General features: G+C 44.0%; 18 protein-coding genes and 2 pseudogenes. 6 read left to right on the plus strand and 14 right to left on the minus strand.

Annotated elements, in window-relative coordinates:
• The first annotated feature begins 455 nt into the window (after positions 1–455).
• The 3 genes from NSQ83_RS09970 to NSQ83_RS09980 all read left to right on the plus strand — a co-directional run bounded on the left by NSQ83_RS09970 (position 456) and on the right by NSQ83_RS09980 (position 3,985).
• Positions 456–1,853, plus strand: a complete 1,398-nt coding sequence (locus tag NSQ83_RS09970; protein WP_015383775.1) for an alanine/glycine:cation symporter family protein — start codon at positions 456–458, stop codon at positions 1,851–1,853.
• Positions 1,854–2,155: 302 nt separating this feature from the next.
• A complete protein-coding gene (gene eglS, locus NSQ83_RS09975) occupies positions 2,156–3,655 on the plus strand; it encodes an endo-1,4-beta-glucanase EglS (RefSeq protein WP_003231540.1) in 1,500 nt (499 codons plus the stop codon).
• A gap of 66 nt (positions 3,656–3,721) precedes the next feature.
• Positions 3,722–3,985, plus strand: a complete 264-nt coding sequence (locus NSQ83_RS09980; RefSeq protein ID WP_003231535.1) for a YnfE family protein — start codon at positions 3,722–3,724, stop codon at positions 3,983–3,985.
• Between the two features lie 280 nt (positions 3,986–4,265).
• Here NSQ83_RS09980 and NSQ83_RS09985 read toward each other — a convergent pair whose 3' ends face one another.
• The gene (locus tag NSQ83_RS09985) at positions 4,266–5,534 is read right to left on the minus strand and encodes a glycoside hydrolase family 30 beta sandwich domain-containing protein (RefSeq protein WP_198879134.1); all 1,269 of its coding nucleotides are present in this window, start codon (positions 5,532–5,534) and stop codon (positions 4,266–4,268) included.
• Between the two features lie 132 nt (positions 5,535–5,666).
• Positions 5,667–7,208, minus strand: a complete 1,542-nt coding sequence (gene xynD, locus NSQ83_RS09990; protein ID WP_198879133.1) for an alpha-L-arabinofuranosidase — start codon at positions 7,206–7,208, stop codon at positions 5,667–5,669.
• A gap of 593 nt (positions 7,209–7,801) precedes the next feature.
• Between xynD and NSQ83_RS09995 the strand changes: the two genes are divergently transcribed.
• The 3 genes from NSQ83_RS09995 to NSQ83_RS10005 all read left to right on the plus strand — a co-directional run bounded on the left by NSQ83_RS09995 (position 7,802) and on the right by NSQ83_RS10005 (position 9,817).
• On the plus strand, positions 7,802–8,248 hold the full coding sequence (locus NSQ83_RS09995; protein ID WP_080529371.1) for a GtrA family protein: 447 nt from the start codon (positions 7,802–7,804) through the stop codon (positions 8,246–8,248).
• 6 nt (positions 8,249–8,254) lie between these two features.
• Positions 8,255–9,148, plus strand: a complete 894-nt coding sequence (gene galU, locus NSQ83_RS10000) for a UTP--glucose-1-phosphate uridylyltransferase GalU (RefSeq protein WP_085187645.1) — start codon at positions 8,255–8,257, stop codon at positions 9,146–9,148.
• Positions 9,149–9,220: 72 nt separating this feature from the next.
• Positions 9,221–9,817 (plus strand): DedA family protein, encoded by a 597-nt coding sequence (locus NSQ83_RS10005; protein ID WP_003231529.1) that lies wholly within the window; start codon positions 9,221–9,223, stop codon positions 9,815–9,817.
• A gap of 48 nt (positions 9,818–9,865) precedes the next feature.
• Here NSQ83_RS10005 and nrnB read toward each other — a convergent pair whose 3' ends face one another.
• The 12 genes and pseudogenes from nrnB to NSQ83_RS10065 form a co-directional block, all read right to left on the minus strand.
• Complete coding sequence (gene nrnB, locus NSQ83_RS10010) at positions 9,866–11,065, minus strand: oligoribonuclease NrnB (RefSeq protein WP_017696504.1); 1,200 nt, start codon at positions 11,063–11,065, stop codon at positions 9,866–9,868.
• A 169-nt stretch (positions 11,066–11,234) separates the two neighbouring features.
• The gene (locus tag NSQ83_RS10015) at positions 11,235–12,770 is read right to left on the minus strand and encodes an acyl-CoA carboxylase subunit beta (protein WP_198879132.1); all 1,536 of its coding nucleotides are present in this window, start codon (positions 12,768–12,770) and stop codon (positions 11,235–11,237) included.
• Between the two features lie 10 nt (positions 12,771–12,780).
• Positions 12,781–13,563 carry an enoyl-CoA hydratase gene (locus NSQ83_RS10020; protein WP_046381061.1) on the minus strand — a complete coding sequence of 261 codons (783 nt, stop codon included), beginning with the start codon at positions 13,561–13,563 and terminating at the stop codon, positions 12,781–12,783.
• Between the two features lie 20 nt (positions 13,564–13,583).
• Positions 13,584–14,483: a hydroxymethylglutaryl-CoA lyase gene (gene ldeG / locus NSQ83_RS10025; protein WP_015714026.1), complete on the minus strand. Its 900-nt coding sequence runs from the start codon at positions 14,481–14,483 to the stop codon at positions 13,584–13,586.
• A 14-nt stretch (positions 14,484–14,497) separates the two neighbouring features.
• On the minus strand, positions 14,498–14,719 hold the full coding sequence (locus tag NSQ83_RS10030) for an acetyl-CoA carboxylase biotin carboxyl carrier protein subunit (RefSeq protein ID WP_014476962.1): 222 nt from the start codon (positions 14,717–14,719) through the stop codon (positions 14,498–14,500).
• A gap of 14 nt (positions 14,720–14,733) precedes the next feature.
• Positions 14,734–16,068, minus strand: a complete 1,335-nt coding sequence (locus NSQ83_RS10035; RefSeq protein ID WP_198879131.1) for an acetyl-CoA carboxylase biotin carboxylase subunit — start codon at positions 16,066–16,068, stop codon at positions 14,734–14,736.
• Positions 16,069–16,077: 9 nt separating this feature from the next.
• The gene (locus tag NSQ83_RS10040) at positions 16,078–17,727 is read right to left on the minus strand and encodes an AMP-binding protein (protein ID WP_198879130.1); all 1,650 of its coding nucleotides are present in this window, start codon (positions 17,725–17,727) and stop codon (positions 16,078–16,080) included.
• Positions 17,728–17,770: 43 nt separating this feature from the next.
• Positions 17,771–18,913, minus strand: coding sequence for an acyl-CoA dehydrogenase (locus NSQ83_RS10045; protein ID WP_129134286.1), 1,143 nt, complete (start codon positions 18,911–18,913; stop codon positions 17,771–17,773).
• A gap of 90 nt (positions 18,914–19,003) precedes the next feature.
• Positions 19,004–19,307: pseudogene (locus tag NSQ83_RS10050) on the minus strand (DUF5367 family protein).
• Positions 19,297–19,454 (minus strand): annotated as a pseudogene (locus NSQ83_RS10055) (hypothetical protein). Before NSQ83_RS10055 ends, NSQ83_RS10050 begins: the two co-directional pseudogenes overlap by 11 nt.
• Positions 19,455–19,558: 104 nt before the next feature.
• Positions 19,559–21,091: a glycoside hydrolase family 10 protein gene (locus tag NSQ83_RS10060; RefSeq protein WP_204551501.1), complete on the minus strand. Its 1,533-nt coding sequence runs from the start codon at positions 21,089–21,091 to the stop codon at positions 19,559–19,561.
• 135 nt (positions 21,092–21,226) lie between these two features.
• Entirely contained in the window at positions 21,227–21,619 is a 393-nt protein-coding gene (locus NSQ83_RS10065; protein WP_014476970.1) for a DUF1360 domain-containing protein, read from the minus strand.
• Positions 21,620–21,669: the final 50 nt, after the last annotated feature.

A 21,669-nucleotide genomic window follows, 5' to 3' on the forward strand; every position in this document is an offset into this window, starting at 1 on the left:
ATCCTAAAAGTAAACGTGATTTATTAAATTTAAAAATAAATTTAACCTTGTTAAGTATATATCTTTTTGCTTATTTTTGAAAGAGAAAACTTCTTTTATTAGCGTATGTATACCCGGTTTATGGTGTGAATAAAAACATATTTTAAATGATATGTTTGTTGTTTAGGGTTTATTACTTTATTTATGTGTTAAATCAAAGGGAAAGGCAAGAGAATGAGAAGAAATGATTACATTGTTAATAGGGCACTCTTTTTTAAAAGCCAGCTTGCAAGGAATGTTTTTATTCGTAGGAAAATAATAGAGAAGGGGTCGACAGAGTAACATCTGGCTACGACAATATTCTTCTCGAAAAAACTTCCTAATTCGTCATATTGTGATATAATAAAACTCGTTATGTTAAAAAATCTAACATCAAAATCGAATTCGTGTTGAATTGATGAAAACGGGAGGTAAATATGGAGTCTTTTTTCAATAGTTTAATTAATATTCCAAGTGATTTCATCTGGAATTACCTATTTTATATTTTAATAGGGCTTGGATTATTTTTTACCATACGTTTTGGTTTTATCCAATTCCGTTATTTTATTGAAATGTTCAGAATAGTAGGGGAGAAGCCGGAAGGAAATAAAGGTGTTTCATCTATGCAGGCATTCTTTATTTCGGCCGCATCCCGAGTCGGCACAGGGAATTTGACTGGTGTAGCCTTAGCAATTGCGACAGGCGGACCAGGCGCTGTATTTTGGATGTGGGTAGTAGCTGCAGTAGGCATGGCTTCAAGCTTTGTTGAGAGTACGTTAGCGCAGCTTTATAAGGTGAGAGACGGGGAGGATTTCCGCGGAGGCCCGGCTTACTACATTCAAAAGGGTCTTGGAGCCAGATGGCTTGGCATCGTTTTTGCAATCTTAATTACCGTCTCATTCGGCTTGATTTTTAACGCTGTTCAAACAAATACAATTGCTGGAGCATTGGATGGCGCATTCCATGTGAATAAAATAGTTGTAGCCATAGTTCTGGCGGTTTTAACTGCGTTTATCATTTTCGGCGGTTTAAAACGTGTTGTCGCTGTTTCACAGCTAATTGTGCCGGTTATGGCAGGCATTTATATTCTTATCGCTTTATTTGTTGTCATCACGAATATTACGGCTTTCCCTGGCGTTATCGCTACAATTGTTAAAAATGCTTTAGGTTTTGAACAAGTCGTCGGCGGCGGAATAGGCGGCATCATCGTTATCGGTGCGCAGCGCGGACTTTTTTCAAACGAAGCAGGAATGGGGAGCGCACCAAACGCGGCTGCGACGGCTCATGTATCCCATCCGGCAAAGCAAGGCTTTATTCAAACATTAGGCGTATTTTTCGATACATTTATCATATGTACGTCCACAGCATTTATTATTTTGCTGTACAGTGTAACGCCAAAAGGCGACGGCATCCAAGTCACACAGGCTGCTCTTAACCATCATATTGGAGGCTGGGCGCCGACTTTCATCGCAGTCGCAATGTTCTTGTTTGCATTCAGTTCAGTTGTCGGCAACTATTATTATGGCGAGACAAACATTGAATTTATTAAAACAAGCAAAACATGGCTGAACATTTACCGTATCGCTGTAATTGCTATGGTTGTGTATGGATCTTTATCAGGCTTCCAAATCGTTTGGGATATGGCGGACCTCTTTATGGGTATCATGGCGCTGATCAACTTAATTGTGATTACGCTGCTGTCAAACGTTGCTTACAAAGTGTATAAAGATTACGCGAAACAGCGTAAGCAAGGACTTGATCCTGTGTTTAAAGCGAAAAACATCCCAGGGCTGAAAAACGCTGAAACATGGGAAGATGAGAAACAAGAAGCATAATTTAAATATAAAACAAAGCTGCATTCAATAGTTGAATGCAGCTTTTTCATTATTGGAAATAAATTTAATTTTTCGACTCGAATGAAAAATGACGTGTAAAGTCCCAATTCAGTCCAGTTTTCTTTGTTCTATATGTGTCATGTATGTCTTATTCATTGGAGGTAGAGCAAATTGACAGGCTTTTAAACCTCCCAAAAACAAGAAATTAGGTTGATAGACAATCATGAGAAAGATTTTTACAATGAGTTCGTGCTCATAAGAAGTGGAGAGCCAAAATGATGCGAAGGAGGAAAAGATCAGATATGAAACGGTCAATCTCTATTTTTATTACGTGTTTATTGATTACGTTATTGACAATGGGCGGCATGATAGCTTCGCCGGCATCAGCAGCAGGGACAAAAACGCCAGTAGCCAAGAATGGCCAGCTTAGCATAAAAGGTACACAGCTCGTTAACCGAGACGGTAAAGCGGTACAGCTGAAGGGGATCAGTTCACACGGATTGCAATGGTATGGAGAATATGTCAATAAAGACAGCTTAAAATGGCTGAGGGACGATTGGGGTATCACCGTTTTCCGTGCAGCGATGTATACGGCAGATGGCGGTTATATTGACAACCCGTCCGTGAAAAATAAAGTAAAAGAAGCGGTTGAAGCGGCAAAAGAGCTTGGGATATATGTCATCATTGATTGGCATATCTTAAATGACGGTAATCCAAACCAAAATAAAGAGAAGGCAAAAGAATTCTTCAAGGAAATGTCAAGCCTTTACGGAAACACGCCAAACGTCATTTATGAAATTGCAAACGAACCAAACGGTGATGTGAACTGGAAGCGTGATATTAAACCATATGCGGAAGAAGTGATTTCCGTTATCCGCAAAAATGATCCAGACAACATCATCATTGTCGGAACCGGTACATGGAGCCAGGATGTGAATGATGCTGCCGATGACCAGCTAAAAGATGCAAATGTTATGTACGCGCTTCATTTTTACGCCGGTACTCACGGCCAGTTTTTACGGGATAAAGCAAACTATGCACTCAGCAAAGGAGCACCTATTTTTGTGACAGAGTGGGGAACAAGCGACGCGTCTGGCAATGGCGGTGTATTCCTTGATCAATCGAGGGAATGGCTGAAATATCTCGACAGCAAGACCATCAGCTGGGTGAACTGGAATCTTTCTGATAAGCAGGAATCATCCTCAGCTTTAAAGCCGGGGGCATCTAAAACAGGCGGCTGGCGGTTGTCAGATTTATCTGCTTCAGGAACATTCGTTAGAGAAAACATTCTCGGCACCAAAGATTCGACGAAGGACATTCCTGAAACGCCATCAAAAGATAAACCCACACAGGAAAATGGTATTTCTGTACAGTACAGAGCAGGGGATGGGAGTATGAACAGCAACCAAATCCGTCCGCAGCTTCAAATAAAAAATAACGGCAATACCACGGTTGATTTAAAAGATGTCACTGCCCGTTACTGGTATAAAGCGAAAAACAAAGGCCAAAACTTTGACTGTGACTACGCGCAGATTGGATGCGGCAATGTGACACACAAGTTTGTGACGTTGCATAAACCAAAGCAAGGTGCAGATACCTATCTGGAACTTGGATTTAAAAACGGAACGTTGGCACCGGGAGCAAGCACAGGGAATATTCAGCTCCGTCTTCACAATGATGACTGGAGCAATTATGCACAAAGCGGCGATTATTCCTTTTTCAAATCAAATACGTTTAAAACAACGAAAAAAATCACATTATATGATCAAGGAAAACTGATTTGGGGAACAGAACCAAATTAGTTAAGCTTTTTTTGGCGGACATCAGTAACGATGTCCGTTTTTATCATCTAATAGGAGGTTTGCGTTGTGGATGAAATACTGAAACAGTATATGGTGCTGTACAAAAAAATGAGTAATATGATAAATGGTCCGGACTATCCAGGTAAGGAAAAAGACATCCAGCATCAAAAAGATCAGATCGAAGTTTACGAAAAACAGTTGCAGCAAGGATTTTCTACAGATTATGACTATGATGTGTTTGCTGATTCTGTTATCAAATGCGCATATGGCGATATGACGCTGGAGGATTTAGAAGCCGTTTATTATGGATTGACAACACCATTTTTTTGATTTGTCATTCAGCAGTAAAATTTCAAAATTTCAATTTCTGTCTCACTAACTTAAGTATACTTTGATATTGAGACAGAAATTTATTTATTTTGTTTACTTCCTAGAATATATATTATGTAAACTAAAAAAGATGAAGATTAAAGCTTTGCTGTTTTTATATACTCCTTTCTTCTTCCTGTAATTCAGCAACAAAATAAAAAAGCGATTTCCCAATCGGAAAATCGCCAATTCAGACACTCTATTATTAGACACTCTATTATTTATGTGTGTCTTTGTGCTCTTAACGATTTACAACAAATGTTGTTACGCTTTGAGCTGGAAGATGGGCCCAAAAATGATTGCCTGATACAGTGAGATTCGTTCCAGGTTGTAGATTGCTGCTGCTGCTCGTGATCCATCTAGATACGTTTGAAGCAGATCCATTCTGCAAAACAAAGTTTTGGTTGACTCCTGTGTTGCTTTTATTGATAGCAACAATAACGACCTTGTTGTCACCTTTATAGGCTGACACGTAAACGTTCGCATTAGGGTTTTTCGTTGCATCAATTCTTACATAGCCGGGACGCACAAACTTTGAGAAATGAGCCATATTGTAGCCGCGTTTGCTGATCGTACCATCTTCTTTCATAGGTCCATATGATCTTCGGATGTACCACCATACATAAGCTTGAAAGTCCCCCTCTACCATCGCATTGTGAATATGTTGTGAAACATCCAATGCCTCGGGCCATCGATCCGCCGAGTTGTTATCACTGTTCGGATAGTATACTTCCGTCATCCAAAGGTCCTTCCCCGCTCCTTTTTGTTTGAAAAGAGGATAAGGGAATTGGCTGACCTGGGTGCCGTACAGGTGGGTTCCGAGAATATCCATATTGGCAAGAGCCTGCGGATCGTTCAAAATCGGGTCCGACAAATTCTTCAAGTATTGAAATGACTCAGGCGCAATGACGCGGGCATTGATCGAGCCGGCGTTTTCTCTCATAAAGCGAAGTATTTCTTGCGGCGTCCACCACGTCCACTCGTGAGCGTAATCAGGCTCGTTTTGTACCGAAATCGCGTAAAGATTCACACCATTATTCTTCATGAAGGTAACAAAATCGTTAAGATGCTGCGCGTATGCTGCGTACTTGTTGTATTTCAGCCGTTTAGCCGATGTGTCACCATTACGATTAAAGGTCTCAACCATATCACTTGGAGGATTCCAAGGAGAAGCAAAAACGATTGCTCCATGTTTGACCGCACTCTTTGCAGTCTCCACCTCTTTATACCAATTATTTCGATTTTCATCTACATGAATTCTTAAGATTGAAAATCCTAACTGGTTCTGTCCATTGCCAAAAGCAGTTTCTCTTTGAGCTGCTGTAAGATCCCCAGCCCAAGCCGGATGGTTCATCCCTCCAAAACCCCGAATCACTTGTTTCTCCGCAGATACATTAACTGTTACATCACTTGCTGCCAAAACTTCAGTAGCGCCTGGCCCTAACATGACTGGCAACAAAGTGAAACATACTAATAATACACAAATTGTTTTTTTAATGCGTGGAATCATTTATTCCTCTCCTTCGTAATGTGTCTTTTACTGTATTAGAAAATCTGACCGGCATATCCATAATGGCGGGCTGCTCCGGTATGTTGGCCGGTGCATCAACCCGTCTGTTTTTAAACGGTCCCATTATCCGTGCTATCGTTGCGTAAACTGCCAGTAATCGAAATTAAGCAAGTTTCCTGTACCTGTTCCGGTAAATACAAAGAATACTTTGTGCACGCCGGTTGCCCCGCTTACTGCAGTTTCTATTTCTCTCCAGGTTTGCGCTCCGCCTGTTGAAGGCACATTCAGAGTTCCAACAAGCTTACCATCAGCACTGTCGAGGCGCACTTCTATTTTCCCGCCTGAAGTGGATGCTACATTTGCTTTAAATGACCTGGCACCGCCCGCTCCGAAGTCTGCATTTCCTACAGCAATCCAGTCTCCATTTTGAATGCTTGTTACATGCTGATTATTTACTGGCCCGCCGGGTGCTGTGGACTTCTCTGTCAAAATGCGTCCATTCCAAGCAAACGTTTCAGCTTCTACCCGGTTATAAGGATTCAAATTGGAAAGCTGTGTTACACCTGCATAATTTGCTGCTACCTCTTGGATGGATCCATCTGGGTTATGCACCAGCTTATTAATATGGGGAGAACGGTATCCTTTGCCGGCCCCGAACAGAGCGGAACTGACAGTTTGCGCGTGGTACACCACATACCACTCGTTTTTAAAATTGAAAACAGCATGATGGTTATTTCCGCCGCCTCCGAAAAATGCACCCGGATTTTTCAGGAAGTGCCCTCTATATGTAAAGGGGCCCATGGGACTTGAACTGGTCATGTAGCCGATCTCACCCGGGGGTTTATCGGCCGGGTGCGTGCCGCCGAAATTGATGCAATAGGAGTAATAATATGTTCCGTTATACTTGTGCAATCCCGAATCTTCAAACATGAAAGGCGCATCAATTGTAGATGCACTTCCAACAACACTCGTCATATCAGGCCCCAATTTTATGACTCTAGCCGTTTTAGGATTGGCCCATTGTCCCTGCGTTGGATTTGAACCGCCAGGAACGCCTCCGCCGGCATACAGGTAACCGGTTCCGTCGTCATCTACAAATACTGCCGGATCAAAAAGCCATACAACACCAGACATTCCTGGCGTACTTGGCGTTACGAGCGGTTTTCCGATTGGGTCGGTCCATGGACCAATCGGGCTGTCTGCGGTGAGAACCCCGATACCTCCGCCGCTGTTTGCGAAATAAAGGAAGAATTTATCCTTGCCATTAATTTTTTTAACTGCGATTGACGGTGCCCATGACGCACCTGCCCATTTTGCAATTCCACGGCCTCCATTAGCTCCATTGGCACCTGCTACCGGAATGGCTCCGTGGTCTGTCCAGTTCACCATATCCGCTGAAGATATGACGAATACTCTATTCAAATTGGCAAATGAATTATCTTTAATTGTTCCGTTGCTATTATATTCATAGTCATCACTTGACATATAGATGTAGACTCTTCCGTTATAGGTCAGCGCAACCGGATCCGCTCCTAAATGATGGTCGATAAGCGGATTTGAATTCCCTATATGTTTTGCAATTGTAGTACTAGTGGCAGCATACGCAGACTTCCCAGATAAGCAGCTCAATAATAAAACTAGAATCCATAAACATACGCTACACTTTTTCCTCATCACTTCACATCCTCCTTTTTCCTTAAAATGGGGGATTTTCTTTTGGAATTTGATAACAACAGGTCACGAAGATTGCACGCATAAAGTAGCCGGAAGCTGTTTAGCAATGTTCCCAGTTGTTCTGAAAGCTCATCTTCATATGTCTCCATTCTCTCCTTTCTTCGAGGAGATCGCACCACTCCTTCAAAATTGTTCAAAAAAACTTCCCCATTCCTAGCGACCATTGTCCAGAAAATAAAAAGACAGGATTGTTCATGGCCTCCCACTAATCACATTGAACGGAGATTACATCATTATCCAAGATATCCCTTTATCTAACATCCTACATCATTAAAAAAATTGTGTATAGAAACTTTTGGAGGAGTTAGTGTTCGATTCTACAAAGGAACTGGATACATTTATTCATTGATAAGATGGGGCTAACACTCCGTTTATATTTGTATGTTTTCAGACACAAAAAACAGCCGTTCAATGCGGCTGTTTTTTCAAGAGTATAAGACTATTGAGCGGTATACCCGCTTTTTCATGTTTTGTTCATATTTTATTAATTGTTTATTCAACACTGTCCGCTATAGTAATCCATATCAACAAATATGACTGCCACTCGCATCTTTTATGAAGGGAGGTTCGTTACGCTGAAAGAAAAAATAAAGACATTAGGCCGTTTTTGCACCGTAGGCGTCGGCAATACGCTGATAGATTTTGGTGTCTTCTTTCTTCTTACCGCTTGTCATGTCTCTTATCTGCCGGCGCAGATCTGCTCCTATACTGCAGGTATCATCAACAGCTATGTGTGGAACCGGAATTGGACGTTTTGTGTGAAAGGTAAGGCTGACGGGAAAGAGATCGTGCGTTTTCTCATGATTAATATTGCCGCGTCGGGGATCACCTTTTTGCTGCTTTATTTGTTTCAAAATTGCGGCTGCTCGCTTTTGGTGAGTAAGCTCGCCGCCACTATCGGCGGAATGATGATGAATTTTATCGGAAACCGAATCTGGGTATTTGGAGATTCGCTGAAAAACATACAGGATCAGGAGTGAAGATGAATGAGAAAAAAAGTGAGAAAAGCGGTTATACCCGCAGCGGGTTTAGGAACGAGATTTCTGCCGGCGACAAAGGCGCAGCCTAAAGAAATGCTCCCAATCGTCGACAAACCAGCAATCCAATATATTGTAGAAGAGGCCGCAGAGTCAGGAATTGAAGATATACTGATTATTACAGGGAGAAACAAACGCTCGATTGAAGATCATTTTGATCGGTCGGCGGAATTGGAATTCAATCTCCGGGAAAAAGGCAAGACGGAGACGCTTAAGGAAATGCAGCAGATTGCCGATTTGGCCAACATTCATTACATCCGCCAGAAAGAACCGCTCGGATTAGGCCATGCGGTGCTGTGTGCGGAGCATTTTATCGGAGATGAGCCTTTTGCCGTTCTCTTAGGTGATGATATTATGGTGTCTGAAACACCGGCTCTTCGGCAATTAATGGATGTATATGACGTTTATGGCACAGAGGTTGTCGGTGTACAGTCAGTTCTCCCTGAGGATGTCAGCAAATATGGTATTATAAATACATCAGGGTCTCAAGGGCATATATACGAAGTGAACGATTTAGTGGAAAAGCCTTCTCCTGAAGAAGCGCCTTCGGAAATCGCAGTGATGGGACGTTATGTGCTGAATTCTTCGATCTTCTCCGTTTTGAAGACAATTGGCAGAGGCGCGGGCAACGAAATTCAGCTGACAGATGCGCTTCGTGAGGTTTGCCGTAAGGAGCCGATCCATGCCCGGCTGCTGGAAGGAAATCGATATGACATTGGCGATAAGCTAGGCTGTTTTAAAGCGAGCACCGAAATCGGCTTAATGCGTCCCGAAATGAGATCTCAGCTTTTGGCCTATTTAGAAGATGTGATCAAACGGGAAACGAAAGAAATGCTGCGGTAAAAAAATTGTAACCATCTTGCTCGTCAATCAGTCATATAATAGTGAAAAAGATTAGGACAGGTTGTGAAGAATGTGGGCAGTTTGATAAGCGAAATTTTAACATGGCTGACGAACATGGGATATGCGGGTATTGCGATTGGGTTAATGATTGAAATCATTCCGAGTGAGATTGTATTAGCTTATGGCGGCTATATGGTATCGGAGGGCACGATTGGATTTATTGGCGCAATTATTGCGGGTGTTATCGGGGGCACCATTGCCCAGATCTTTATTTACTGGATCGGCCGCTATGGCGGCAGGCCATTTCTGGACAAATACGGGAAGTATTTATTGATTAAAAAGCATCATATCGACATGTCGGAAAACTGGTTTCAGAAATACGGCGCCGGAGTTGTCTTCTCGGCTCGTTTTATACCGGTTGTCAGACATGCCATATCCATTCCGGCAGGTATTGCCAGAATGCCTTTTCTCAAATTTGTGGTACTGACTGTGCTTGCTATCATTCCATGGTCTATTCTGTTTGTTTATTTAGGCATACAGCTAGGAAGCCAGTGGGATGATGTTGAGAATATAGCAGGCACTTATACAACACCGATTATGATATTGGCTGTTGTCGTGATAGCCCTTTATTTTGTGATTAAGAAACGTACAGCCATATTTAAACGATAGCTAGCAGATATGCATAGGGGTGACTGACGCTCCCCTATGCATATTTTTTTACTTCCGATGTTGATTTGCCAGCTTCAGATTCTCCGCTAAAAATGCGACAAACACTTCATCCCGCACGAGCGATGCGGCATAATTTCTCTTAATAAACCATTCTGCCTCTTCAAACGCTGCGAATGTTTCGTCTTGGGTTTCTCCGTTAATTTGAATATTCCATTCGTTGTCTAAAGGGAAAAGAAAAAATCTCATTTGTGCGCGATTTTCATATAATGATCCATTCGCAGATCCCTTTAGATTATAGATGTTACGGAAGGCATCCGGCCGTACAGGATCAATACGGAAAGCTTCAGCTACAAACAACTCGTATACTTCATCGGTTATTGAACAGCCGGACGCTTTTGCATGCCCTCCGCCGCCATATCGGCCGGCGATTTCTGACACATCGATGTAATCATGAATGGTGCGGAGACTGACTCGTTTTGACCCCATGCTCAAAATCGCTATGTAATCGAGGTGCGGATTATCTTTCCCCAGCCTGTTCCCCAGCTCTGAATGGTACGATTCAGCGTGAACGATGCCTACACAGTGTTCGTGAACAAAGGTTTGTACCATTTCCCTTTTCTTTCTGCGGAGGTAGCGCTCGATTTTTTCGTCTTCTAAATCAAGCAGTTTTTCTTCAAAATCATCGAAGAAAAATTCGTCATGCGCGGAAAGGCGCTGGATCATTTTTGCTTCAAATTCATCGATTGACAGCAAAAAGAAAAGATCATTAAGCCGCTTCGCCTGTTTTTGATCGTACCGCTCCCACTCCCATGTATCGTATTGGCGGACGAGCTCTGTGAATTGATCTAAGGCATTTGTCGGTTTCATGAAGCCATTTTCAACGAGATAACCATATAAAAGCGATGTCGCGGATGTGAGCCTTCCATCATCGTATTCCACCTGGACAAATCCCCATTCATGCTCATTCAAATGAAGGGCTGTTTTATGATGGTCTATGAGCTTCACTTTGCCCCCTGCATGAACATACTCATTCAATCTCTCTTCGTTTTCTTCATTGACGGCGAGATCGGTGATGAATAACGCGTCCTGTCTGTTGCTCTCCTTCGCTTTTTCTAAAAAGTACTGCACCTGTGCGTTTAAACCGTTGACAGAGTTATACCGGACCTCTACGTCTTTTCCGAACGCCAATTTTGCTACGATTCCGCACCCTACTCCGTCCAAGTCGTTATGTGAATATAAATGATACATAATGTAGGCCCCTTTTTATGATAAACTGACAATTGCCGCTAGAGGTGCGGCAGCCTTTATTTACTATTCTAAAAAACCAAGCGTTTTATGCAAAGGTAATTAGTTGACATAATGTTGTTATTGTAAATATATAAAGGAGCGCTTTTTTTGCGCTCCTAAGTTCTTGCTTTTACACTGGATAAACCGGATGCTTTCGATTGGTAAATGTCATTTCCTTTGTCATGTATGCCTTTAGCCGTTTGGCCAGCTCATCACGCAGCGAATTGGCTGGGATAACAGCATCAATGATCATTTCTGAAGCCAGACGGTAGATATTGATGTCCTCTTTGAATTCCTCCCGTTTGCTGCTGATAAATGCGGCTCTCTCTTCTTCTGGCAGCTCGGCGATTTTTTTAGCGTAGACAGCGTTTACAGCTGCCTCAGGGCCCATGACGGCGATTTGGGCGGTTGGGAGCGCTAGACAGCAATCCGGTTCAAATGCCGGCCCTGCCATTGCATACAACCCCGCCCCGTAAGCTTTTCGGACAATGACAGAGAGTTTTGGAACAGTTGCCTCTGACATCGCAGAAATCATTTTCGCTCCGTGTCTGATAATCCCAGCCTGTTCTACTTTTGTGCCAATCATAAAACCGGGGATATCGGCTAAGAACAGCAATGGGATATGAAAAGCGTCACATAAGGTAATAAACTTAGCCGCTTTGTCTGCTGAATCGTGGAATAAGACGCCTCCTTTTACCTTCGGCTGGTTTGCAACAATGCCGACAGGCTGTCCGTGGATTCGTGCGAGGCCCGTCAATAATTCCGGTGCAAATAAGGCTTTGATCTCAAAAAATGAGTCTTCATCTATGACCCGCTCAATCAGCTCATGCATATCAAAAGGTGCGTTTTGATTTTGCGGAATGACGTCGGCAAGCGGGGTGTCGAAGTGTTTTGGCGGGCGTTTCTCATGAATGGGCGCTTTTTCTTGAAAATTTGCCGGAAAGTAAGACAAATAAGCCCGCGCCAGCTGTATGGCTTCTTCTTCAGTTTCTGCAAGAATATCTCCGCAGCCGGAGATTGAGCAATGCATACGGGCGCCACCCATTTCTTCGAGAGACACTTTTTCGCCAATAACCATTTCCGCCATCCTTGGCGAGCCTAAATACATGGAGGCGTTACCGTCTACCATAACGACGATATCACAGAAGGCCGGAATATAAGCGCCACCTGCTGCAGATGGTCCGAAAAGCAGACAGATTTGCGGAATGCGTCCCGATAATTTGACTTGATTGTAAAAAATTCTTCCTGCACCGCGTCTCCCTGGAAAGACATTGATTTGGTCGGTAATTCGGGCGCCTGCCGAATCGACTAAATAAATGAGCGGACAGTTTAATTTTTCGGCGGTTTCTTGAATTCTGATGATTTTTTCAACTGTTTTTGCTCCCCATGACCCCGCTTTCACTGTTGAATCATTCGCCATGACGCAAACGGTTTGGCCGCCGATTTTGCCGATAGCGGTTACAACTCCGTCAGCGGGAAGCCCGTCTGACATACATTCCGCAAAAAAAGCGTCTTCTAGCTCAATGTCATCGTCAAAGAGAAGGGAAAGCCGCTCTCTGACAAAGCGCTTGCCTTTTTCCCGATTGCTTTGATGATACTTTTCCGCTCCGCCTTTTCGAATCCGTTCAGCCCGTTCTGTTCGTTCCTTTTCATAATCCATGAGCATTGCCCCCCTTTTATATTCCCTTGTATACGGCCCGTCTTTTTTCTTGAAAGGCCTGAAGCCCTTCTCTCCTGTCTTTTGTCGGGATGGTTTGTTCATACGCTTTTTGTTCAATCGCAAGGCCTGTAGCGAGATCTGTCTCCAATCCTTTATTGATTGCAAATTTAGCCTGACGGACAGCGATCGGCCCGTTGGCAGAAATAGCTGCGGCCAGTTCCTCTGCTTTTGGCATAAGGTCACAAGGAGCCGTGACATGCTCTACAAGACCGATTTCTTTTGCTTCGTGTGCGGTCACGCGTCTGCCTGTATAAATGAATTCTTTTGCTTTTCCTCTGCCAATCAGCCGGGGCAGCCTTTGGGTCCCTCCAGCGCCCGGGATAATAGCTAACCCTGTTTCCGGAAGTCCCAGCACAGCTGATTCAGTTGCGATTCGAAGGTCGCATGCCAATGCCAATTCTAGTCCGCCGCCTAATGCGCTTCCATTTATCGCAGCTATGACCGGCTGCGGCAAGGCATCAAGTAAAGCCGCCGTTCTTTGAATGAGAGATACACTTTCCAGAACCTGATCTTCTTTCAGTTTTATCCGTTCCTTTAGGTCTGCCCCTGCACAAAACGCTTTTTCACCGGTGCCTGTGAGGATGACGCAGCGGATGTTTGAGTTGAATTCAATTTCCTGAAGAATCATTTGCAGGTTTCTAAGCATTTCCGCTGAAAGAGCATTTGCTGCCTGAGGCCTGTTTAAGGTGATCAACGCCATATGTTCATTTTTAACAGTAAAAAGAATAGAGTCTCCCATTGTATGCGTCCTCCCTTTTATCAAGATGATTTAAACACCTGTAAATTTCTGCTCGGCAGCGGTTTGCCCATTTTTTCTTCTATCCATTTGGCCGCAGATAGCAGTTTTTCTAGCTTTACATTTGTTTTGATATCCATCTGTTCAAGCATGTACACGATATCCTCAGTTGCGGCGTTTCCTGATGAACCTGGCGCATATGGGCATCCCCCAAGCCCGCCTGCCGAGCCGTCGAACACCGTGATGCCCATTTGGAGTGCTGTGACCATGTTGGCCAGAGCGGTTCCTCTCGTATCATGAAAATGCAAGGCAATTTGATTAGCCGGGAATCGTGCCAAAAGAGCTTCAAGTACAGTTTCCACTTGGGCGGGATTAGCCGCTCCAATCGTATCTCCAAGCGACAGTTCAGAAATCCCAAATTCAAATAGAGCTTCTGAAAGGCGAATGACTTGTTCAATGGGGACATCTTTTTCGTACGGACAGCCGAAAACAGTCGAGAGGTAGGCTCTTGTTGTGAGGTTTGCTTTTTTTGCGTCGTTGTTTACTTGTTTGAGTATATGAAGGGACTCAGAAGTGGATTTATTGATGTTTTTTCTGTTGTGCGTCTCGCTGGCGGACATAAAAACGCAAGCTTCGTTAATGCCTCCTTCAAGCGCATTCTCCAGTCCTCTTTGATTCGGGACAAGTGCCGCGTACGTTACCCCTTTTTCACGGTCGATGCCTTTCGCTACGTCGATAGCATCTCGAAGCGCCGGAATCCATTTCGGGTGAACGAAGGATGTGATTTCAATATACGAAAGCCCTGTCCGGGAAAGCTGGTTGATCCAGGTTATTTTATCCTCTGTTGCGATCCATACGGGCTCGTTTTGTAAGCCGTCACGCGGGCCGACTTCTTTGATTGTCACTTTTTTAGGATATGACATGGTCTTCCTCCAAATTATTGAGTGGAATCGCTCAGTTCGAGCAGTACGTCTCCTTCATTTACAAAGTCGCCTTCATTTTTTTTGACTTCTTTTACGATTCCGCTTCTATCTGCAACGATCGGGATTTCCATTTTCATCGATTCCAAAATGGCTACCTCCTGGCCCTTTTCGATTTGGTCGCCGGCTTTGACGTGGACTTTCCACAGGTTTCCTGCCATTTGTATGCTAACCGTCATGACAACTGCCTCCTTTATAGGTGTTGTTTCAAAAAGTCAGTCGTGACATCCCCTTCTTTAAATGCCTTTGTTGCCGCAGCCTGTATGAGAAGCGGAAGATTTGTTTTGATTCCCTCTACACGATAGTCGCGAAGCGCTGTCTCTAGTTTTTCAATTGCTTCTGTTCTGGTTTGGCCTTTGACAATCATCTTAGCGATCATCGGGTCATAAAAAGGGGTAACGGTGCTGTCTTTTGCTACCGCACATTCGTGTCTGACTCCTTTTTGGTCAGGAAGTGAAAACGCAGTGATCGTACCTGGTGACGGGAAGAAGGTCTTGGGATCTTCCGCGTATATTCGAACCTCTATCGCATGCCCGTTCCGTTTGATGTCTTTTTGGGAGAATGTGAGTGTATGGCCCGCAGCAATCCGCAGCTGCTGCTCAACTAAGTCCAGACCTGTTATTTCTTCAGTCACGGGGTGTTCAACTTGCAGTCTCGTATTCATTTCGAGGAAATAAAAATTTTGCTTCTGGTCAACTATAAATTCGATGGTGCCTGCGTTCGTATAGCCGATTGCCTTCGCTGCTTTTACCGCTGTTTGCCCGATCTTCATTCTTAGTTCATCGTCTACAAATGGAGACGGTGCCTCTTCAATGACTTTTTGGTGGCGCCTCTGAACAGAGCAATCACGTTCAAACAGATGTACTGTATGGCCGTGTTGATCGGCCAAAAGCTGAACCTCGATGTGACGCGCATGTTCAATAACTTTTTCTATATACATCGACCCGTCACCAAAAAAATCTGCTGCGCGCTTTTTGTTTCCCTCGTACGCTTTTTTTAATGCTTCTTCATTTTCAACACGCTGCATTCCAATGCCCCCTCCGCCCGCTGAAGCTTTCAGCATGACAGGATAGCCGATTTGACTTGCGGTGCGGCAGGCTGCCTCTATATCTCCGAGGGATTCAGAAACGCCCGGCACCACAGGGACACCTGCAGCCTCCATTGCTTTTCGCGCTTCAATTTTGCTGCCCATCTTTGCGATGATATCAGGGGAAGGTCCGATAAACACGATGTTTTCTTGCTTGCAGCGTTCAGCGAACCGGCTGTTTTCTGATAACAATCCATATCCCGGGTGGATCGCGTCGGCATTTGCTTTTTTCGCCGTCTTTATGATTCTCTCTATATTTAAATAACTTTCACTGACTCTCGATTCCCCGATCAAATATGCCTCTGTAGCGGCTTTTGTATGGAGCGCGTCCTTGTCTGCTTCTGAATAAACCGCGACCGTTTTAATGCCGAGACTGCTGCATGTTCGGATAATTCTCATTGCAATTTCTCCGCGGTTGGCGATCAGTACTTTTGTAAACATGATTTCACCTCATTGACTTGATGATAGGTTAAACATTTCAATCGTTTTTTCTCGCAGTTTATATTTTTGAATTTTGCCTGAGGCCGTCATCGGATAGTCATCCGTAAAAATAACATAACGCGGAATTTTGTGGCGGGCGATTTTCCCTTTGCAATAGGCTTTAAGCTCATCAGGTGAAACGCTTTTACCGTCTTTCAGTTTAATCCAGGCTGCAGCTTCCTCCCCAAATTTGGCGTCAGGCACACCAACGACCTGTACATCTAAAACAGCGGGATGCCGGTATAAAAATTCTTCAATTTCCCGCGGATAAATGTTCTCGCCGCCTCTGATGAGCATATCTTTTAATCTTCCGGTGATGCGGCAGTACCCGTCTTCATCCATGACAGCAAGATCTCCGGTAAACAGCCATCCGTCATGATTGATTGCTTTTCTGGTCGCTTCTTTGTCTTTATAATAGCCTTTCATGACGTGATAGCCGCGGGTGCACAGTTCTCCCTGCACGCCTCTTTGAACTTCTTGACATGTCCCAGGTTCTACAATTTTCACTTCAGTATGTGGCAGGGCGCGGCCGGTTGTTTCGACTCTTCTTATGAAGGAATCATTTGCTCTCGTTTGTGTAATGACTGGCGAGGCTTCGGTTTGTCCATAGGCGATCGTAATGTCTTTCATGCCCATCCTTTCAATCACAGCTTTCATCACTTCACTTGGACAGGGAGAGCCGGCCATGATTCCTGTTCGGAGCGTCGATAGATCATATGCATCAAAATCCGGATGATGCAGCTCGGCGATAAACATGGTAGGCACACCATGGAGCGCTGTGCATTTCTCTTTTTCTACCGTTTTAAGGACGGTAACGGGATCAAATTCTTGCACGGGTATCATGGCTGCCCCGACGGATACACATGCCAAAACCCCAAGGACGCATCCAAAGCAGTGAAAAAACGGAACAGGGATGCACATGCGGTCTTGAGAGGTTAAAGCCATACATTCAGCGATATTGGCAGCGTTATTGATGACATTGAAATGGGTCAGCATCACGCCTTTTGGAAACCCTGTCGTTCCTGATGTGTATTGCATATTAATCACATTGTCTTTATCCAGGCTGTTCATTCTCTCTTCAAGCTCAGCATCTGTCACTGTTTTCGCCAATATCTCTGTATCGTCCCAATGATACATGCCAGGCAACCGTTTATTGCCAATATAGAGCAGCGTTTTTAAAAAGGGATAGCGTTCAGATTTCAGTTGGCCGGGCTTTGCTTCTTGCAGTTCTGGAATTAAACTGTTCACGATGTCTGGATAAGAAGTGCCCCTGTATGAATCCATGATAATAAGCGCGGCGGCATCCGTTTGCTTTAACAAGTAGTCCAGTTCGTGTGCTTGATAATTGGTATTGACGGTTACGAGCACGGCTCCGATCTTCGCAGTTGCGAACTGGACGGCAAGCCATTCAGGGATATTAGAAGTCCATATGGCGACGTGGTCTCCTTTTCCAATCCCCATCCGCATAAGGCCTTTAGCGGTTTGACGGCACAGACTGTCAAATTGAGCGTACGTATAACGGATATTTCGGTCTGGATACACAACAGCGTCTCGATCGGGATACGCATCAGCTGTTTGTTCCAGCAGCCTGCCGATTGTGGAATGGATGAGTTCAGCCATTCATTGTTCCTCCTTTCTTAATGATGGGAAAGCGTTTACATTTTTATTTTAAAAGCTGTCTGGCGATCACGAGACGCTGAATTTCAGATGTGCCTTCACCGATTTCCATTAATTTTGCGTCCCGCAGCATCCGTTCCACCCCATACTCTTTCATATAGCCTGAACCTCCATGGATTTGAATGGCTTGATTGCAAGCTCTTGTCGCCATTTCAGATGCGAATAGCTTGGCGTACGCCGCTTCTTTGGTGAACGGGTGGTTATGGTCTTTCAGCCAAGCGGCTTTTAACACCATTTGCCGTGCCAGATCAATTTCCATCGCCATGTCAGCAAGCTTAAATTGAATCGCTTGAAAGGAAGAAATCGGCTGTCCAAACTGCTTTCGTTCTTTCGCATATGCCAATGATGCGTCAAGGGCCGCTTGGGCAATGCCGACTGCAAGAGCAGCGATGGAGATTCGCCCTCCGTCCAGCGTATATAGAAACTGTTTAAACCCTTTTGTTGGATCGCCAAGTAAGTTGGCCGCAGGCACTCTTACATCCTCAAGCAAAATTTCCGCTGTATTCGATCCGCGGACGCCCATTTTATCGTACGGGCTCGTAATCGTAAGTCCTGGTGTGTCAGTTGGCACGATTAATGCGGAGATGATGTTTTTTCCGTCTTTGTTTTTGCCTGTTACGGCGGTTACAATAACTGTGCGTGCGTAGCTTGCATTAGTGATCCAGCACTTTTCGCCGTTGATTACATACTCGTCACCATTTGAAATCGCTTTTGTTTGAGTGCCTCCTGCATCTGAGCCGGCATTTGGCTCCGTCAGGCCGAATGATCCGAGTGCTGTGCCTGAAGCCAGCGGCGTCAAATGCGTCTGTTTTTGCTCTTCTGTTCCGAAGTAGTAAAGAGGGCTTGCGCCTAACGAGACCGCTGCAGCATAGCTTAATCCAGTACTGCCGCAGGCTTTGCCGACTTCTTCAACCGCTAAGGCATATGAAATCGTATCACCGCCAGATCCGCCGTATTCTTCTGGAAATGGAATACCCATCAGACCGAGTTCACCCATTTTTTCAAATGTTTGTATCGGGAACTCGCCTGTTTGATCTACATGTTCAGCGTGAGGAGCAATTTCTTTTTTCGCAAAATCTTTTACCATTTCACGCACCATTTGTTGTTCTTTTGTCAGCTCAAAATTCACATCGTTTCCTCCTTCACATCTTTGTAACATCCTATTAGGCGAGTTCTATAATCATTCCCTGACAAGAAAAGTCTGAAAATTAAAACTGAATCATTTTTTATGTGATAATTTCAGCGGAATGAGCAAATACATGCAGTAGGCGCATACCATCCATATCGCAAACGCAATAACTTGGCCCTTTGATAAAGCCGGGAAGATGAGGGAGATTCCAAAGGGAAATCGTATCAATCAATAAACCGACCGCTGATCCCCATATACCTAGCTTGATCACCGCGAACTGTGATTGATCGAGTTTTTGATAGAGAAAGAACACAAGGCATAAAACAAGAGCGGTGCCCGCTTCCAAGAGAAGAAAGTTCGTCAAAAAGGCTTCTTCAGCCGGATCAGTCAACACAGCATCTTCGAACAGCACAAAAAATAATGTGGCACCTAACCAGACTAAAAATGAAAACGTAAAACACGTCCTGTACGTGTTTCTCTTCGATTCTAGCTTCTCAGATTCCAATAATGGAAAATGTCCAAACACCGCCTCCATATTCATGTGAATCTCACCTTTGTTTTTTTAAAAAATACAGCGGTTTACCATCGTTTCCTGTCTCCAAAATCACTAAAAAAGACGACTTAGAAAGCCGTCCTTCTCATTTCTTATTTTGTTGTTCGTTTGGAAGCCTTGCTTTCGTTATGAAGCCGGTCTGCTGAAGTGACATAATACGTATATTTCTTGTTAGGATCTGCCGTGTTATCTAAGAAGGTTTGCTGCTCATGTGTTTTTCTTTGCGTTGCCAGCAATGTTCTCTGCTTTTTCCCTTCGGCTCTGTATATCGCATAATAGGCTGTTTCTTTCGTTTTTTGATTTGATGGGTGATCTTTAATCTGCAGAAGATTGCCGTTTTTGTCTTCGGTGACTTTCGTAAGCTTCGGTTTTTTTGGGGCGGTATTGTCAAGCCAAGGCATTTGCGGAACCAGTGCCGGCTTGCTGTAAAGATCGGTGCTGAGCCTGTCTTTGATGCCAAGCGGATTTTTGTTGAGGTCCTTGAGGCTGAAATGCATGCTTCCTTTCACCAGTTCAAGCTGGCGGTTCAAAGTGATTTGCCGCACATATTCCTCAGGGTCGGACCAAGGCGGATCAAAATTGTTATTGATTTTATATGCTGCCTGGCCAATATATAAGTGAACAGGCCTATTTTTGACTTCATTGCTCCACCAATCAGCCAGCACGTCGTACGCCGCTGCGTTAAAGCCGATACTCCAATAAATTTGCGGAGCAATATAATCGATGTCGCCTTCTTGGATCCAATGCCTTGTGTCTGCATATAGATCGTCATAATTTCTGACGCCTGCTTTTGTATTCGATCCGGTCGGGTCATCTGCGGCGTTTCTCCATACTCCAAAGGGACTGATGCCGAATTTGACATACGGTTTTGCAGCTTTAATTGTTTGGTTGATTTGTTTGACAAGCTGGTTCACATTGTCCCGCCGCCAGTCATCGATATTAGAAAAAGCGTCTTTTCCGTATTGTTCATACTGTGCTTGATCAGGAAATTCCTGTCCTGCTATTTTATAAGGGTAAAAATAATCATCCATATGAACAGCATCGATATCATAATGTTTTACGACTTCTTCAATGCCTTTGACGATAAAATCTCTCGCTTCTGGAATGCCTGGATGATAATACAGCTGGTTTCCGTAGGCGGCAACCCAATCTGGATGTTTTCTTGCCGGGTGACTCTCAGACAATTTATTAAGATCTGTATGATTCATTGTAATACGGTAAGGATTAAACCACGCGTGAAATTCCAAATTTCGTTTATGGGTTTCTTCAATTATAAATGCAAGAGGATCATAGCCCGGGTCCTTCCCTTGGACACCGGTTAAGTATTCCGACCAAGGCCCGTAAGCTGACGGATAAAAGGCATCAGCCGTCGGTTTAATCTGAACGATAACGGCATTCATTCCCATTTTTTGCACATCGTCCAGCAGTTTGATATACTCCTGTTTTTGCTCTTTCACAGATAACCCTTTTTTGGACGGCCAATCAATATTTAATACGGAAGCAATCCATACGGCTCTCAGCTCCCTGTCAGACTGCGCATTGGCCATAAACGGAACGGAAATGACAAACGTTCCGATGATCAAGCTGACAAGGAAACGGACAATCGACTTTTGGCAAACCTTCATTCTGTTTCTTCTCCCCCATTACATCACTTTCACTATTCGCTATTACGGTATTCCCGGGCTATAAAAGGGTGATTAACAGAATGTCTATCTCACTAAATAAACGAAAAAAGTCCTAAAGCATGTTGTGAGCCGCTTTTAGGACTTTTTATCATTCATCATGGTTTGCAAACTTTTTAACACGTCAATAAGTTTTACGCCGACACCGACAGCCGTTTCAAGGATCGCTTGTGCTCCGGCAATGGCTAAAATAAAGATCAGCGGTATTGCAATACGAGGCAAAAAAAGATAGCCAAGTCCGATCAAGATGGCACACCAAACACCGGCACACCAGTAGCAATTGAGCATGTATCCAAAGTTAGAAGCCGGCACGCTTTTTTCATCTACATGCCCGTTTTGATCAACAATCCTTTTCTTTTTCATAAAAGGTTTTCGGATAAATTCTGTGATTTTGTCGAATACAATCAAATGTGTCAGTCTGTAACTGGCTAGAATCAGCATGATAAACGTAAGAAAAGATAGATGATCCATGACAAGCCTCCAAGAAAAAGGATGATGTTATCATTCCCTAGTGTCATCGA

Origin of the sequence: Bacillus sp. PS217, assembly GCF_037963535.1 — a bacterium.
In the GTDB taxonomy this organism is placed as follows: Bacteria; Bacillota; Bacilli; order Bacillales; family Bacillaceae; genus Bacillus; species Bacillus subtilis.